The organism is Streptomyces sp. NBC_00344 (assembly GCF_036088315.1).
Classification (GTDB): Bacteria; Actinomycetota; Actinomycetes; order Streptomycetales; family Streptomycetaceae; genus Streptomyces.
The window spans coordinates 2,097,480-2,113,538 of the sequence record NZ_CP107996.1 but is presented as its reverse complement, the minus strand read 5'-3'; the positions used below and the strand labels follow the sequence as shown (position 1 = coordinate 2,113,538).

The window sequence follows — 16,059 nt, the reverse complement described above, 5'->3', positions numbered from 1 at the left end:
CGTACGGTCTCCGTTGTGCGGTGGTGGTATGCGCCACCGGGCGCCGAGTTGAAGCCGCCGGCAGCACCGCCTCAGTCCTCCAGGGCCGCCTCCATGACCGCTTTGGCGATCGGCGCCGCGAACCCTCCGCCGCTGATGTCGGCCCGGTGAGCCGAAGCGTCCTCCACGACCACGGCCACCGCCACCGCCGGCCGGGCCGCGTCGTCGGCCTGTGCCCAGGAGATGAACCAGGCATACGGCGTACCGGAGTTGTGAAGGCCGTTCTGTGCGGTGCCGGTCTTTCCGCCGACCGTCGCGCCCGGGATCGCCGCGTTGGAACCGGTGCCCTCCGTCACCACAGCGGCCATCATCTGCTGGAGCTGCTCGGCGGTGGAATCGTCCATCACCCGGCTGTAGGTGCTGTCCTCGGTCCGGCGGATCGTGGCACCGTTGTGGTCGAGTGTCCGGTCGATCAGATGGGGGCGCATCAGGACACCGCCGTTGGCCACAGCGGCGGAGACCATCGCCATCTGCAGGGGGGTGGCCGTCGTGTTGAACTGCCCGATGGACGAGAGCGCCAGCTGGTCCTCGCTCATATCGGTGTCGAAGTTGCTCCGGGCGACAGCCGAAGGAATCCTGAGGCCGCTGTCGTTGAAGCCGAACTTCCTGGCCGTGCCGGCCATGCCGCCCAGCCCGACCCGCACTCCGAGGCCGGCGAGCACCGTGTTGCAGGAAGCCTCGATGGCATAGCTGAGGGTGGCGTTGGCGCAGCCCTCGGCCTCGTTGGGCAGCTCGGTCGAGGTGCCGGGGAGGATGTAGGGATCGGGGGTGCCGGTGTCCTCGTCGATGTCGGAGACCGCCCCCGATTCGAGTGCGGCTGCCGCCGTCACGATCTTGAAGGCGGAACCGGGCGGGTAGGTCTCTCTGATGGCTCGGTCGAGCATCGGCCGGCTGGACAGCCTGTTCAGCTTCGCCCAGTTCCCGGCAGCCCGGGGGCCGGTGCCGGAGATCTGCCCGGGATCGTACGAAGGGCTGCTCACCAGGGCCAGGATTCTGCCGGTGGACGGCTCCACCGCGGCGACCGCGCCCCGCCGGCCGTCGAGCCCGTAGTAGGCGGCCTCCTGCACCCGGGCCTTGATGGTGGTGGCCACATCGCCGCCCGGCTCCTGGGTGCGGGTCAGCTCGTTCCACAGGGGGAAGGGGGCGAGTCGCGCGTCCTCACCGGACAGGATGCCGTCCTCGGCGTTCTCGACCAGCGCCGTGCCGTAGGTCTGGGAGGCGTAACCGGTAACCGGTGCGTACAGCGGCCCGTCCCGGTAGGCCCGTTCGAACCGCAGCTGTTCCCCGGTGTCCTTCGAGCCGGTGACCGCCTTGCCGTCGACCAGGATGTTTCCCCGTGGCTGCCCGTAACGCGTGATGACCGGACGCCGGTTGGCCTGGTTCGTGTCGAGCGAGTCCGCCTGGACGACCTGCACCCGGGCCGCGTTGCCCAGCAGCGCGATCAGCAATAGCAGACAGCAGGCAGCGGCCCGCCGGATGCAACGGGTCATGACGCGGCCTCCACGACCGGTACGACGACCCCGGGCTCCACAGCCTCGGGGTGCGGTCTTCGGGCGGAGTCGCTGACCCGGATCAGCAGGGCCACGATCACCCAGTTGGTGACCAGTGACGAGCCGCCCTGGGCGAGGAACGGCATGGCCATACCGGTCAGTGGAATCAGCCCCATGACTCCACCCGCGATCACGAACACCTGGATGGCCAGGATCGAGGCGAGCCCGATCGCGAGCAGCCGTCCGAAGGGGTCCCGCAGGGCGAGCCCGGCCCGGTAGCCGCGCTCCACGATCAGCGCGTACAGCAGGAACAGCGCGCAGAGCCCGGCCAGGCCGAGTTCCTCGCCGGCCGTGGCCAGGATGAAGTCGGACTTGGCGGCGAAGCCGATCAGGATGGAGTGGCCCATGCCGAGGCCGGTGCCGAGGACGCCGCCGGCGGAGAACGCGAACAGGGACTGGGCGATCTGTCCCGCGCCTTCGCCCGCCGCGATGGAGGCGAACGGGTGCAGCCAGTCGTCGACCCTGCTGCGCACATGGGGTTCGAGATTGCCCACCGCGAACGCCCCGAAGGCGGCCATGACCATGCCGATCGCGATCCAGCTGCCACGGCCCGTCGCCACGTACAGCATGATGATGAAAAGGCCGAAGAACAGCAGTGAGGTGCCCAGATCGCGCTCCAGGATCAGGACACAGACGCTGATCAGCCAGATCGCCAGGATCGGCGCGAACACCCGCATGGTCGGCAGTTGAAGTCCCCAGATCCTGCGCCCGGTGTAGGAGAGGGCGTGATGGTTCACCGCGAGATACGCGGCGAAGAACACCGCGAGCAGGACTTTGGCGAACTCACCGGGCTGGATGGAGAGACCGCCCAGCCGGATCCAGATCTTCGCGCCGTTCACCGCAGGAAAGAGAATCGGGACGATCATCAGGCAGAGGGCGGCGGCCACCGAGAGATAACCGTAACCCCGCAGGACCCGGTGGTCACGCAGCAGGACGACGACGGCGATGAACAGCGCCACACCGAAGGTCGACCAGACCAACTGCGTGGGTGCGGCGGCGTCGTGCGGGGTCTCCAGATCCAGGCGGAAGATCAGCACCAGACCGATGCCGTTGAGCAGCACCGCGATCGGCAGCAGCAGCGGGTCGGCGTACGGTGCCCGGACGCGGACGGCGAGATGAGCGAGCAGCGCGAGCAGGCCGAGCCCCGCGCCGTAGCTCGCCGCGTCCGCCGGTACCGAAGCGTCCTTGGTGAGCCCGACGGCGGCGTAACCGCAGACGGAGATCAGTACGGCGGCGGTCAGCAGGACGAGCTCGACGCCCCGCCGCTTCGGCAGACATGGTTCGGGCGGGGGAGCGTCCACCGTCGGTGCGGTCATGGCAGGCAACGTAGCAAGGCCGTGGCGGTTTATCCGTTAATGTCCACTTGTGCCGCCTGAGTGGGGACCACCGGGGGAGCAATCCGCGAGGAGCGGCCCCGGCGCTCCACGGTATGCCGGGCCGCTCCCCCGGGGCTCACTGCTGGTAAGGGTTCTGACCCTGCTGCTGCGGCGCCGGCTGTCCGTAACCCTGCTGCGGCCCGTGCGGCTGCCCGGCGTCCTGCGCGAGCAACTGCTCGGCCTGCTCCTTGGTCACTCGGTTCTCTACACCGCAGAAGGTGCACTGGGTGGCGAACTTGGTGGAGAACGGGAAGAGCGGCACGAAGAACAGCGTGAACTTGGTGACGCGCTTACGGAGCGTGTGTGCGGACGGATTGCCGCAGTGGCCGCACACCAGCGTGAGTATCGCCAGCTGGTAGATATATCCCCTGCTACCAAAAATGATCATGTTGTCCCCTCCTGGCCGGTCATGGCGGTACACCGTAACCGGGTCCGGGCAGGGCAGGCACTACCCGGGTCTCCCGCCGGCCGAGGAGACGCACCGCAGGGTGCTGCCGGCGGCCCTCGCCCGCCTGCGCGCGTGAGCGCGGCATCCCGCGCCCGCCTCCGACGGCACGCCGCAGCCGGGGCCGCGGCTCGGAGCCGGACGACAGGCGCGGCGGCGATCAGGCGTCGGCGGGGACGGCGCAGCGCCGGGCCGCGATGGGCCACCCGCGTCAGGGGCCGGGGAGTGGGCAGGCCCGGCCGGGGTCGAGCAGCGGGCCGAGCAGATCGCCGTGCCGCTCGAGCCGGGGTGCGATGTCGCCGATCCGGAAGACCAGAGCGGCGGGGTCGGCGCAGCCCTCGATCTCCTCCCAGGTCACCGGGGCCGACACGGTCGGCTCCGGACGCGCCCGCACGGTATAGGGGGCCGCGGTGGTCTTCGCCGCCGAGTTCTGGCTGTGATCGACGAAGACCTTGCCGGGGCGCAGCGCCCGGGCCATCCGGTGCAGTGCGAGTTCCGGCATGGCCGCCTCGGCCTCGACGGCAAGGCCCTTCGCGTACGCGGAGACCTCGTCGGACGGGGCCGGTTCCAGCGGGACCAGCAGATGCAGTCCCTTGGACCCGGAGGTCTTCGCGAAGGCGGGCAGCCCGTCGTCCGCCAGCCGGTCACGCAGCCAGAGCGCCACCGCGCAGCACTCCACGACGGTGGCCGGGCTGCCGGGATCCAGGTCGAAGACCAGCCGGTCGGCACGCCCCGGCTCCTGCGCCTGCCACTGGGGCGTATGGAACTCGACCACCAGATTGGCCGCCCACATCAGGGTCGGCAGGTCCTGCACCAGCACCTGGTGCGCGGACTTCTCCCGGGAGCGGGGTACCTCAGCGGTCTGCACCCAGTCGGGTGCCCCCGGCGGCACGTTCTTGGTGAAGAACCGCTGCCCCTCGGGGCCGTCCGGGTACCGCAGAAAGGACACCGGCCGGTTGTGCAGATGCGCGAGAAGGGCGCCCGCGACCCCAGCGCAGTAGTGCAGGATCTCGCCCTTGGTGGTGCCCGTCGACGGGTAGAGCACCTTGTCGAGCCGGGTGAGGGGAAGGCGCCGCCCCTCCACATCGGTGATAGGCGACATAAAGAGAGAATGACATGAAATGACCTGAAACGGACGGGTCCGTTCAGGCGGATGCCCGCTTGGACGTCTTCTTCGCCGGGCTCTTGGCAGCCGTCTTCGCCGCGGTCTTCTTGGTGCCGGCCGCCGTCTTCTTCTTGCCACCGCCGCTCTTGGCGGCCGTCGACGCGGAGCCGGCGCTCTTCTTCGGCGCGGATCCGGTGCCCCTGCGCGCCGGGGCTGCCTTCTTCCGCGCCGCTGTCTTCTTGGCGCCCTTGCGATCGGGCAGCGTCCGGACCTCGGCGTGCTTGCCCCCTTCGCCGTCCTCCGCGCCGGAGTCGTCGCCGCGTGATCCCTTCGCCGCCCGGACGCTGCTCTCCAGTGCGGCCATGAGGTCGATGACCGTGCCGTCGGATGCGGCGGCCGCCTGCTCGTGCGGCGGCTCGACCCCTTGCAACCGTGCCTCGATGACCTGTTGCAGAGCTTCCTGGTATTCGTCGTGCAGCGCCGAGAGGTCGAAGTCCTCCGAAAGTGTCTCCATCAGCGACCTGGCCATCTTGAGCTCCTGGGGCCGCACCGTGACATCCCCCTCGGGGGCGACGCCGGCCGCGGGCCGTACCTCGTCGGGCCAGAGGCAGGTCTGCAACACCAGAGTGTCCTCGTGGACCCGGAGCACCGCGAGGGACTCCCGGGACCGCAGGGCGATCTTGGTCACCGCGATCTGTCCCGTCTCCGTCAGCGCGTCTCTCAGCAGGGCATACGGCTTGCCGGCCGAACGGTCGGAGGTGCCGACGTAGTAGGCCTTGGAGAACATCAGCGGATCGATGGTGTCGGCGTCCACGAAGGCCAGCACGTCGATCACCTTCTTGCTGGGCAGCGGCAGGTCGGCGAGGTCCTCACCGGTGAGCGTGATCATGCTGCCGTCGGGGGCCTCGTACCCCTTGGCGATCTCCGCGTACGGGATCTCCTTGTCCTCCGCCTCGCAGAAGCGCCGCATCCGCACCCGGGAGCCATCCGCCTCGTGCACCTGGTGGAGCGGCACGTCATGTTCCTCGGCAGCGGTGAAGAGCTGGACCGGAATCGTGACCAGCCCGAACGAGATGGCTCCCTTCCAGGTCGCTCTCATGACGCGCTCCTCTCCCGGGTTCTTCAGGCTATGCCGGAGCAGGGCACCGCGACACTCGGCGGACCATTGGGGTGACCGCGCCCGCGCGGCATGACAAATGTCCCGGCGAGCAGGGGACAGCTGCATCTGACGCCGCCCGGGGGCGTTTCGCGAAGCTGTACGTATGAAAACAGCGACGGAGCACCGGAAGAAGAGCCTCAGCCCGATCATCGTCGACGTCGCGGTCCCGATGGCCGCGTACTACTGCCTCAGGTACGAGGGGGTGGGCACCGTCGCTGCCCTCGGCCTGAGCAGTGTCCTGCCGGCCGTTCGTACGGTGTGGGCCGCCGTGGGGGAGCGCACGGTCAACGCGCTCGCCGCACTGATCCTGGTCGTCAACGTCGTCGGTCTCGCACTGAGCGTGGTCACCGGGGACGCCAGGCTGATGCTGGTGAAGGACAGCGCCGTCAGCAGCACGGTGGGGATCGGTGTACTGGTCGCTCTGCTCTTCGGACGGCCGCTGATGTCCGCGGGCCTCAAGCCGTGGATCACCAAGGGCGAGCCGGCCAGGACGGCGGCCTGGGACCGGCTCTCGGTGGCCTCCGCCCGCTTCCGGCGCGCCGAGAAGGCGTTCTCGCTGATCTGGGGAACCGCCCTGCTGGCCGAGTGTGTGACCAGGGTGATCGCTGTCTACAGCGTCCCGGTCGACACCATGGTCTGGTTCGGCAACGTGATCATGGGGGTCTTCGTGGCCGCCGCCGTGGTGGTGGGCGGCGCGGTCGCGGCCCGCCCCATCCAGCAACTGGTGGCGGCCGATGCGGCCGGCGCCCCTGATTCCGCACCGGGCAGCACCTTCGAGTCCGCTGAGTCCGCACCGGCCGGCGTTCCCGGGCGTGCCGCCGCGGTCTGAGCCGCGGCGACGGCAGGACGCGAATCCGTGGCCGCCCTGCCCTTGGGCAGGACGGCCACAGGTGTTCCCTGCGGGGAGAGCGATGCTCAGCTGTAGACGCCGAACTCGTAGAGCGAGTACCCCCAGGCGGTGCCGCGCGCCGTCAGGTTCAGCTTGACGTAGCGGGCGGTGGCGCTGACGTCGATGGAGTCGACATCACCGTTTCCGCTGGTGGTGGAGTAGACGGAACGCCAGTTGGTCCCGTCGTCCGACACCTGGACCTCGTACGACTTGCCGTACGCGGGGTCCCAGATCAACTGGATCTGGTGGATGGCCTTCTGCGAGCCGAGGTCGACCTGGATCGACTGCGGGTCGCTCCAGTCGCTGGCCCAGCGGGTGTCGTTCTTCCCGTCCGTGGCCATCGCCGCGGTGCACGGGCAGCCACCGGTCGGGTCGGTCTGGTAGGAGGACGCGGTGGTCGGCCTGCCCAGTGCCACATTGGTTCCGGACGCCGCCGGCGGGACGACCTTCACCGACTTGGTCTCGATACCGGCGTTGCCGTGCCCGTCCTCGGCCTGGATGTAGACCTTCCAGACACCCAGTTTGTCCGGCGCGGTGACGGCGAAGGTGCCGTTGCCGGTGGAGCGCCACTTGGCCTCGACCAGACCCTTGTCGCCCGTGGCGTAGTTGCCGCTGAGGAAGATCTTGTATGTGATCGGGTCGTTGTCCGGGTCGCGGACGTCAGCGTGAACGCTGAACTCCTTGCCGGACTGAGCCGAAGTGGCCCCCGAGACCGTCATGTTGGAGATCACCGGCGGGGTGTTGTCCCCGGCGGTCGACCCCGCGTAGGCCTGCTTCACGGCGTAGTAGGAGAGCCGCTTCAGATCGCCGGAGATCAGGTTGAACCAGACACCGCCGAAGTCGTGCTCGGTGCCGTAGTGGAAGAGCGTCGCACCGAGGGCCACCCCCTTGTGCCCGGTGATGCAGTTCCAGGCCTTGGTGTAGCCGGCCGCCTTCTGCACGTCGGTGGGCTCGTCCGGGATTCCGTTGACGTCGTTGGGTACCTCCCACTCACCGGCCGGGCCGGTCTCCGTGACGATGTACGGCTTGGTGTAGCCGCCGGCTTCCCAGTCCGCCCTGACGCCGCAGACCTGGTTGTACGAGTTGACCGAGTACAGGTCGAGGTCCGGAGCGTTGCGCTTGTAGTACGGCCAGGCGCCCGTCCAGGCGTCGGTGGAGGTCACCGGGTGGTCGGGGTCGATCGAGTGGATCTTCTTCGCCACATCATTGACGAAGGAGGTGTAGGCGTTGCGCTGGTTCTCCAGCTCGGTTCCGCTGTAGCAGTTCTGCAGTCCGAGCACCGACTCGTTGCCCACGTTCCACATCAGGGTCGCCGGGTGGCTCTTGTAGGCCTCGACCCACTTCGCGAACTCGGTGATCGAGTTGTTCTTGTAGGTCGTGTCGGTGACGTAGTTGACGCAACCGCCGGCGCCCGGACCGCCGCCGGGCTGCAGCCAGAAGCCGTTGATCACCCGGACCCCGTTGGCCGCTGCGGAGTCGAGCAGCGGTTTGGTCGATCCGTCGGTGCCCCAGGTGCGGATGGTGTTGGCGCCCATCGACTTCACGTCGGGCATGTACTTGGGTGCGTCGGCGACCGAGGGACCCCAGGTCAGGCCCTTGACGGTGTAGGGCTGGCCACCCACCTGGAGCTGCCAGTTGCCCTGCGTCCCGGTCACCTTCACGGCGCCGCCGGCCGGCGGTGTGGTGGTGTCGGACGAGCCGTAGACCTGGAACTCCCAGAGGGAGTACCCGTAGCCGCCCGGGCGGGCGGTCCCGTACATCCGCACATAGCGTCCGGTGCCCGAGAGCGCCAGGTCGTCGGTACCGCCGTCCCCGTCGGTGACCGTGGTCAGGGTCTTCCAGTCGGTGCCGTTCGCGGACGCCTGGATCTGGTACGCCTTGCCGTAGGCCGACTCCCAGGTGAGCACCGCACGGCTGAGGTTGTAGGTCTTGCCGAGGTCCACCTGGAGCCACTGGGGGTCGCTCCACTGACTGGCCCAGCGGGTCCCGGTGAGGTTCCCGTCGACGGCGGCGGATGCGGCGAGACCGTCTCCCTCGTTGGAGGAGGAGGTGGCCGGTTTCCCCTGGGAGAGCAGGATGTCGGCGGCTGCCGCGCGGGGCGCCGCGAAGAACGTGAGCGACGAGGCGAGCAGGGCGAAGAGGGCGAGCAGCAGCATGCCGGAGCGTGGTCGCGTGGGCATGGCTGCGTGGGGTCTGGGCACTTACTCTCCTTGCGGAAGAGGGAATGGCGGGAGGCCGGCTCCCCGGAGCCGGATCGGAGAGCGCTCTCCCAGGAGAGTGACCCGGCCCTGTGCGCATGTCAACGTGTTGGACGCGAAGTCCTCCCGCGCTGCAGGAAGTTGCACGGCGGGGCGGGGTGGTGGGGCCGGCTTCCGGTCGTGGCGGTGCTGGGGCCCTTGTGGGGTTGCGGGGCTCGTGTGTGGCGTGCGTCACATATCGTTCACAGGTTCGCGCGGCGCGCGGTTCCGTTCGCCGGTCCCCGGGCCGCGCGGGCCGTGCGCCCGGGCCCCTCTGGCGTCGGTGTTCCGTCGGTGGGCGCGGCGTCGGATGCTCATTCCGTGCCGGATCGCGGGCGAGGGGGATGGGGCGGGGGTGTCCTGCCCCGATCGCCCCCGCGGCCGCGGGAAATGTGGATGCCGTCTACAAGCGATAGATTGCTTGCGTCAACTAACGACCCGTGTCCGTGGTGGCCGGCGGTCAGGGCGCATGCGAAGGGGAGTGTGCATGGCAGGCATCGACCGCCGAACGGCAGGAGAGCCGACGGCTTCTTCCGGGGGGCCGGGGGAGCACTACAAGTGGATCGCGCTGTCGAACACCACCCTCGGTGTGCTGATGGTGATGATCAATCAGTCGATCGTGCTGATCGCCCTCCCTGACATCTTCCGCGGAATCCACCTGGACCCGCTGGACTCCGCCAACACCAGCTATCTGCTGTGGATGCTGATGGGCTTCATGGTGGTCACCGCGGTGCTGGTGGTGACCTTCGGAAGGCTCGGCGACATGTTCGGCCGGGTGCGGATGTACAACCTGGGATTCGCGGCCTTCACGTTCTGCTCGGTCATGCTCTCGCTGACCTGGCTCGACGGAAGTGCGGGCGCCCTCTGGCTGATCGGCTGGCGCATCGTCCAGGGAGTCGGCGGCGCACTGCTCTTCGCCAACTCCACGGCCATCCTCACCGACGCGTTCCCGGCGAACCAGCGCGGCACCGCGCTCGGCATCAACTCCATCGCAGCCATTGCCGGTTCGTTCCTCGGGCTGATACTCGGCGGAGTACTCGCTCCGGTGAACTGGAAGATGATCTTTCTGGTCTCGGTGCCCTTCGGTGTCTTCGGGACCATCTGGGCCTACGTCAAGCTGCACGACACCGGGGTGCGGGCAAGGGCGCGGATGGACTGGTGGGGAAACATCACTTTCGCCGTCGGCCTGATCTCCGTCCTGGTCGGCATCACCTACGGCATCCAGCCCTACGGCTCCAGCATGATGGGCTGGATGAATCCCTGGGTGCTGACCGCCCTGATCGGCGGTGTGGTGGTGCTCGGTGCCTTCGTGTGGATCGAACTCAAGGTGGCGGAACCGCTGTTCCGCCTCTCGCTCTTCCGGCTGCGCGCATTCACCGCGGGCAACCTGGCCAGCCTGCTGACCGCCCTGGGGCGCGGCGGTCTGCAGTTCATGCTGATCATCTGGCTGCAGGGGATCTGGCTGCCACTGCACGGCTACAGCTTCGAGCAGACTCCGCTGTGGGCGGGTATCTACATGATCCCGCTGACGATCGGCTTTCTGCTCTCGGCCCCGCTGTCCGGCTGGATTTCGGACCGGCTGGGCGCCCGTCCGTTCACGGTCGGCGGCGCACTGGTCACCGGCGCGAGCTTCGTGGCGCTGATGTCACTGCCGGTCGACTTCGGCTACGGGATATTCGCGGTGCTGCTGTTCGTCAACGGCCTCGGCTCCGGGCTCTTCGCCTCGCCCAACCGGGCCGAGATCATGAACGCCGTCCCCGCGAACTCACGCGGCGCGGGCGCCGGGATGACGGCCACGTTCCAGAACTCCGCCATGGTGCTGTCGATCGGCATCTTCTTCAGCCTGATGATCGCCGGCCTCTCGCACTCCCTGCCGGGTGTGATGCACGACGGTCTGGTGGCCCAGGGCGTTCCCGAGGGCGAAGCGTCCCAGGTTTCCCAACTCCCTCCCATCGCAGTGCTGTTCGCGGCATTCCTGGGCTACAACCCGTTCCGGCAGCTGTTGGACGGTCATCTGTCCGAGCTGCCAGACGGCGGCTCGCACATCACCGGCAAGCAGTTCTTCCCGCACCTGATCTCGGGACCGTTCCACCAGGGTCTGGTCATCGCCTTCTGGTTCGCCGCCGCGGCGTGTGTCGTTGCCGCACTGTCCTCCCTGGTGACCGGGCGGATCGGCCGGAGGCTTCCGGTGGGCTCTCCGGAGTCGCTCGGCTCCGAGCTGGCGGCCGTGTCCGGTGAGGCAGGCATCGCCCTGAGCGGGCCCGTCGTGCCGGACGGCGGCGCCGGTCCCACCGCTGCGGACCGCGGCACGACATCTCTGGACCGCGGCACCACGCCGGGGCCCCGGCCTCCGGGGCCGGTGGGGTGACGGGGCGCCCTCCGTGCCCCGGCTTCCCGGCTCCCCTTGCGCCTTTGCCGGCGCGGTCATCGCTCTGAGATCCGCACCGTCGCCCCGACCGCGCATGGCCCTGAGGCGTGCACCCTGAGGCGCGCGACGGCGGGCCGGTGCGGCGAGAGGTGCACGGCCGGGTCGCCGGCCGCCCTCCGGGTCCCGGAGCCGGAGGCATGTCCACGGCACGTCAGGTGACCGCTCGTCAGCCGACGGCAGAGCCGCGGTGACTGCTGCCTCTTTACACCTGACACACCGGCCAATGGGTGACAAATCGCCGATCACCACCCGGAGGGCCCAAGGTATGGCCCTAATGCAGCACGCTCCGGTGGTGGGCGGCCGGAATCCGGTTGACGGTGAGCACGTCGCTACTGCGAATCCGATGAGCCGATGCCGTGTCAGCTCGCGCAGTGGTGGCGGAAGGAACCTATCCACATGCGCACAGCTCGTACCCTGTTCGCCTCCGCGGCCGCCACCGCGATTCTCGCCATCGGCGCCCCGGCGGCCCTCGCATCCACCCCGGCCCAGTGGACCCCGGACAGCGGCTCGTCGTCGTCGAGCACCGAGTCCTACGGCAACCAGGAGGGCGGCTCCTCCGAGCACGGCTCCTCCGAGCACGGGCAGAAGGAAGACCACTCCTGGGGTGGGGACCACGACTCATGGAAGGGCAAGGAGCCGCACGGCGGCGTGCACGCCGGTGGCGGCGGGCTGGCTGTGACCGGCAGCGGCCTGGCCGCCGGCTCGGTTCTGCTGCTCGGCGGTCTCGGTGCCGGGGCGTACATGCTGCGCCGCCGCAACTCGACCGGCGCTGCTCTCGTCTGAGCCGCGGCCCCCAGCTGATACCAGCAGGTCGCAGTGCAGTTCCGCAATGCTGTCGCGGTCACCGTCTCCGCAGGGACGGTGACCGCGGCGATTGCGTTTCCCCACCCGCACAGGTTTCCCCACCCGCACAGTCCGTCGCCCCGTTGATGGAAGGCACCGCCCCATGACTGCCCAGAAGTCGCCCGAGCCGACCACCCCGCCCCGGACCGCGTCGAAGCCCATGGGCCGAGCCCTGCTGTGGCCCGCGGCGGCGGCGGCACTCGGGGCTCTCCTCATGTACAACTCCGTCGAGGGCACCGGAGGCTCCGAGCCCCGCCCGGCGGCCGTCGCCTCGGCGGCGCCGACCCCGGCGGCGCCCGTCGACGAGACCCTGGTGCTGCCCAGGTCGGCACCGATGCGCCTGTCGATCCCTTCGATCGCCGTCGACGCCCCCTTCACCACGCTGACTCTCGATTCCAAGGGACAGCTCAACCCACCGCCGGGTGACGACAACAACCTCGTCGGCTGGTACAAGGGCGGCGCTTCACCTGGTGAGTCCGGCCCGGCCATCGTCGCAGGCCATGTCGACACCAAGACCGGGCCTGCGGTCTTTCAGCTGCTGTACGCACTCACCCCCGGGAACACGGTCCAGATCACCCGCGAGGACGGCGTCGTGGCCACCTTCGTGGTCGACTCCGTCGAGGAGTTCAGCAAGGCGGACTTCCCCGACGACCGGGTCTACGCCGACACTCCCACTCCGCAGCTCCGTCTGATCACCTGTGGCGGTGTCTACGACCACCAGGCCAAGGACTACTCGGACAACGTGGTGGTCTTCGCGCACCTCGACTCGACATCGACGGGCTGACACTCCGGGACCCGCACACACACCTGCCCGGCCGGGGGTTCCCCGGCCGGGCAGTCAGCGTCCCGGCGGTACCAGGTCCCGCCCGCTCAAAGTGTTCCGTCCGCTCCGTCCGCTCCGTCAGGACCGGCTGAGCAGCGTCGCGAAGACATCGGCCAAGGTGGCCTCGTGATCGGGCACCGATGCCGGCGAACGCCAGGCGACGAAGCCGTCCGGGCGCACCAGGACCGCGCCGTCGGCCGTCGTGCCGTGAGCCTCGGCCCAGTCGGTGCCGCTCTCGGTCACCAGATCGGCGCCGGCGCCCCGGCCCACCGCGTAGACGTCGAACGGCAGCGACAGCCGGTCGGCGACTCGTTTCGCCGCGGCCCGCCACGCCTCGTCGCCCGCGTCTGTGAGCAGGACGAACGACCGCTCGTAGAGGTCCAGGGTGGACCTGCGTACGCCGTAGCGGCTGACCCACAGGTGCGGTGCCCGCGATCCGGGGTCACCGGCGAGACGCATTCCGTCGGGCACGACCGGCAGTTCCGGGTCGACGCCGACCACGGCGCCGCGCGGGTACCGGTAGCCGAGCGCTACCGGGAGCATCCCGCCCTGCTTGCCGCCCGGTACCGGCGCGGCCGCGTATCCGGGGTGGCTGTGCTCGGCGGAGCGTGACGAGGCGCGGCGGCTCGTGGCCTGGGCGACCGGGCGCCGTTCCGCCTCGTAGCTGTCCAGCAGTCCTGGTCCCGCTGATCCGTTCAGCACAGCGGCCAGTTTCCAGGCCAGGTTGTGCGCGTCCTGGATTCCGGTGTTGGAGCCGAACGCCCCGGTGGGGGACATCTCGTGGACCGAGTCACCGGCGAGGAAGACGCGGCCCGATGAGTAGCGGTCGGCCACCCGCTCCGCCGCGTGCCACGGCGCCTTTCCGGTGATCTCGATGTCGAGATCGGAGGCGCCGGTGGCCCGGCGGATGTGCTCGGCGCACCGGACGTCCGTGAAGTCCTCCAGGGTTTCACCGCGATCGGGCTGCCACGGGAGGTGGAACACCCACTGCTCCCGGTTGTCGACGGGCAGCAGAGCGCCGTCCGCCCCTGGGCTGGTCAGGTAGCAGACGATGAAACGCCGGTCGCCGAGCACCTGGGCCAGCCGGCGGGAGCGGAAGGTGACGCTCACGTTGTGGAACAGGTCGCCCGCTCCGCTCAGCCCGATCCGGAGCTGTTCACGGACGGGACTGCGGGGCCCGTCGGCGGCGACGAGGTAGTCCGCGCGTACCGTGCTGTGCTCGCCGGTCCGCCGGTCCTTCAGTACCGCGCTCACCCCGTCGGCGTCCTGCTCGAAGGAGAGCAGTTCGGTCGAGAAGCGCAGATCACCCCCGAGGTCCCGGGCGGACCTCACCAGCACCGGCTCCAGATCGTTCTGGCTGCACAGGCACCAGCCGGCCGGGCTGAAGCGGGCCAGTCCGCCGCCCGGGTCGATCTCCTTGAACAGCCACTCCTGGTCGTCACCGGTCAGCGAAGGCGCCTGCAGAATTCCGTGGTTGTCGGCCAGCACCGCAGCCGCTTCCCTGATCTGCGAGTCGATGCCGGCCGTACGGAAGAGCTCCATCGTGCGGACGTTGTTGCCGCGGCCCCTCGGGTGCACCGAGGTGTCGGCGTGTTTTTCGACCAGGAGGTGCTCGACACCGAGCCGCCCCAGGAAGACGGACGCGGACAGGCCCACGAGGGAGCCGCCCACGACCAGGACCGGTACGTGGAGATCGACGTTCTCGTTCATGAATGCTCCAGCCAAGGGGGGTCCTGCAGGGATGAGTTTTTTCATGCCCCGGGCGGCCTCGCTTCGGACGTCATTCACCCGCATGGTGCTCAGCTCTCGCGATGTCCCCGGCACCGGCTGACGATCGATCGAGGGTGCGACATCCCCGAATCCCGGGAGCGGATCACGGAAAGTGACCGCAAGCCGCTCCCGACTGCCACTGATGACGACGACTGACGGTGGGCTCCGGAAGCGACCGCCGCATCGTCTCGAAGGAGAGTCCCACATGACGGTCTTGTCGGAACGGGTATCCCAGTCCGCCTTCGACGGTTCGAGGCTTCGAGTCGTGCTGCTGCTGGATCTGCACGAAGGAGCCCAGGAGCAGTTCCTCCAGGCGTACGAGCACATGCGCAGGCAGGTCGCCTCCGTGCCCGGCCACGTCAGCGACGAGCTGTGCCAGTCCATCGAGAACCCCTCCCAATGGCTCATCACGAGCGAGTGGGAAACCGCGCCTCCCTTCCTCGCCTGGGTGAACAGCGAGGAGCACGTCGAGATGGTGCAGCCGCTCCACAGCTGCGTACGCAACACCCGTTCGCTGCGCTACAGCGTGCTGCGGGAGACCGGCAACAGCGCCCGGAGCAGCTCGCCCGACGCGGTCGTACGGGGCACCCTGCAGGCCGCCCCCCGGCTGGGCGACGGAGTGGTCCGCCACGCGCTCACCTTCACGGTGAAGCCGGGCAGTGAGGATGTCGTCGCGAAGATCCTCTCCGGCTACGCCTCCCCGGAGGCAAGGGTCGACGAGAACACCCGGCTGCGCCGCACCTCGCTGTTCATGCACGGAAACCGGGTCGTGCGGGCCGTGGAGGTCGAGGGCGACCTGCTGGCCGCTCTGCGCCATGTCTCCCAGCAGCCCGAGATCCGCGCTGTGGAAGAGGCGATCAACCCCTATCTGGAGCAGGACCGGGACCTCAGCGACCTCAACTCCGCCAGGACGTTCTTCACCAGGGCCGCGCTGCCGATGGTGCACCACGAGTCCGCCGGCCGGCACGCCCCCTCGGACGTGCGGCGGCACGCGCTGTTCTACCAGGCCAAGGAGGGCTGCGGCACGGCCCTGGCCCGCCTGCTGGCCAGTCAGGACGAGTCGGCGGCCGATGACCCGACCAGCCCGGTCGCCAGCAGCACCATCTTCCAGCGGGACGACGTCGTCGTACGGCTCGTCGATGTGGCGGGAGCGATCGACGCCAAGCCCGACCTGGCGCTGGGCATCGAAGGCCCCCGCAAGGCGAGCATGCTGACGCGCCTGCTCGACGACGGCGCCAACGGTGTGCCGACGACCGGTCAGGACTCCGCGGGCTTCCTCGCCCGCTCCGAAATGACCTTGATCACCGACCGGTGCGCGCCGCAGTCCTGAAGCGCGCGTCGTCCAGCGGAGCGAACCCGCTCCATCCCCGTCGGCACGGACCCTGGGAGAAGACT

The 16,059-nt window shown here is 69.2% G+C and carries 12 protein-coding genes; 5 read left to right on the top strand and 7 right to left on the bottom strand.

Features of this window, described 5'->3' with window-relative positions; genetic code table 11:
* Positions 1 to 71 precede the first annotated feature (71 nt).
* The 5 genes from OHS16_RS09345 to ku form a co-directional block, all read right to left on the bottom strand.
* On the bottom strand, positions 72 to 1,529 hold the full coding sequence (locus OHS16_RS09345; protein ID WP_328536710.1) for a penicillin-binding transpeptidase domain-containing protein: 1,458 nt from the start codon (positions 1,527 to 1,529) through the stop codon (positions 72 to 74).
* Positions 1,526 to 2,905 (bottom strand): FtsW/RodA/SpoVE family cell cycle protein, encoded by a 1,380-nt coding sequence (locus tag OHS16_RS09340; protein WP_328536709.1) that lies wholly within the window; start codon positions 2,903 to 2,905, stop codon positions 1,526 to 1,528. The genes OHS16_RS09345 and OHS16_RS09340 overlap by 4 nt, the downstream gene beginning before the upstream one ends.
* Before the next feature lie 136 nt (positions 2,906 to 3,041).
* Positions 3,042 to 3,353, bottom strand: a complete 312-nt coding sequence (locus OHS16_RS09335) for a zinc-ribbon domain-containing protein (RefSeq protein WP_328536708.1) — start codon at positions 3,351 to 3,353, stop codon at positions 3,042 to 3,044.
* Between the two features lie 268 nt (positions 3,354 to 3,621).
* Entirely contained in the window at positions 3,622 to 4,512 is an 891-nt protein-coding gene (gene ligD, locus OHS16_RS09330) for a non-homologous end-joining DNA ligase (RefSeq protein ID WP_328536707.1), read from the bottom strand.
* Between the two features lie 43 nt (positions 4,513 to 4,555).
* Positions 4,556 to 5,614, bottom strand: a complete 1,059-nt coding sequence (ku, locus tag OHS16_RS09325) for a non-homologous end joining protein Ku (RefSeq protein WP_328536706.1) — start codon at positions 5,612 to 5,614, stop codon at positions 4,556 to 4,558.
* A 163-nt stretch (positions 5,615 to 5,777) separates the two neighbouring features.
* Here ku and OHS16_RS09320 point away from each other — a divergent pair, with 163 nt between their 5' ends.
* The gene (locus tag OHS16_RS09320; RefSeq protein ID WP_328536705.1) at positions 5,778 to 6,503 is read left to right on the top strand and encodes a VC0807 family protein; all 726 of its coding nucleotides are present in this window, start codon (positions 5,778 to 5,780) and stop codon (positions 6,501 to 6,503) included.
* Between the two features lie 86 nt (positions 6,504 to 6,589).
* Here OHS16_RS09320 and OHS16_RS09315 read toward each other — a convergent pair whose 3' ends face one another.
* A complete protein-coding gene (locus tag OHS16_RS09315; protein WP_328540777.1) occupies positions 6,590 to 8,743 on the bottom strand; it encodes a discoidin domain-containing protein in 2,154 nt (717 codons plus the stop codon).
* A gap of 544 nt (positions 8,744 to 9,287) precedes the next feature.
* Between OHS16_RS09315 and OHS16_RS09310 the strand changes: the two genes are divergently transcribed.
* The 3 genes from OHS16_RS09310 (at position 9,288) to OHS16_RS09300 (ending at position 12,855) form a co-directional block, all read left to right on the top strand.
* Positions 9,288 to 11,168 (top strand): MFS transporter, encoded by a 1,881-nt coding sequence (locus OHS16_RS09310; protein WP_443042583.1) that lies wholly within the window; start codon positions 9,288 to 9,290, stop codon positions 11,166 to 11,168.
* Positions 11,169 to 11,624: 456 nt separating this feature from the next.
* Positions 11,625 to 12,011: a hypothetical protein gene (locus OHS16_RS09305; protein WP_328536704.1), complete on the top strand. Its 387-nt coding sequence runs from the start codon at positions 11,625 to 11,627 to the stop codon at positions 12,009 to 12,011.
* Positions 12,012 to 12,174: 163 nt separating this feature from the next.
* Positions 12,175 to 12,855: a class F sortase gene (locus OHS16_RS09300; RefSeq protein ID WP_328536703.1), complete on the top strand. Its 681-nt coding sequence runs from the start codon at positions 12,175 to 12,177 to the stop codon at positions 12,853 to 12,855.
* Positions 12,856 to 12,972: 117 nt separating this feature from the next.
* Here OHS16_RS09300 and OHS16_RS09295 read toward each other — a convergent pair whose 3' ends face one another.
* Complete coding sequence (locus OHS16_RS09295; protein WP_328536702.1) at positions 12,973 to 14,604, bottom strand: FAD-dependent oxidoreductase; 1,632 nt, start codon at positions 14,602 to 14,604, stop codon at positions 12,973 to 12,975.
* Between the two features lie 265 nt (positions 14,605 to 14,869).
* On the opposite strand from OHS16_RS09295, the gene OHS16_RS09290 reads away from it, so the two are divergent.
* Positions 14,870 to 15,994 carry a SchA/CurD-like domain-containing protein gene (locus tag OHS16_RS09290; protein WP_328536701.1) on the top strand — a complete coding sequence of 375 codons (1,125 nt, stop codon included), beginning with the start codon at positions 14,870 to 14,872 and terminating at the stop codon, positions 15,992 to 15,994.
* Positions 15,995 to 16,059 lie beyond the last annotated feature (65 nt).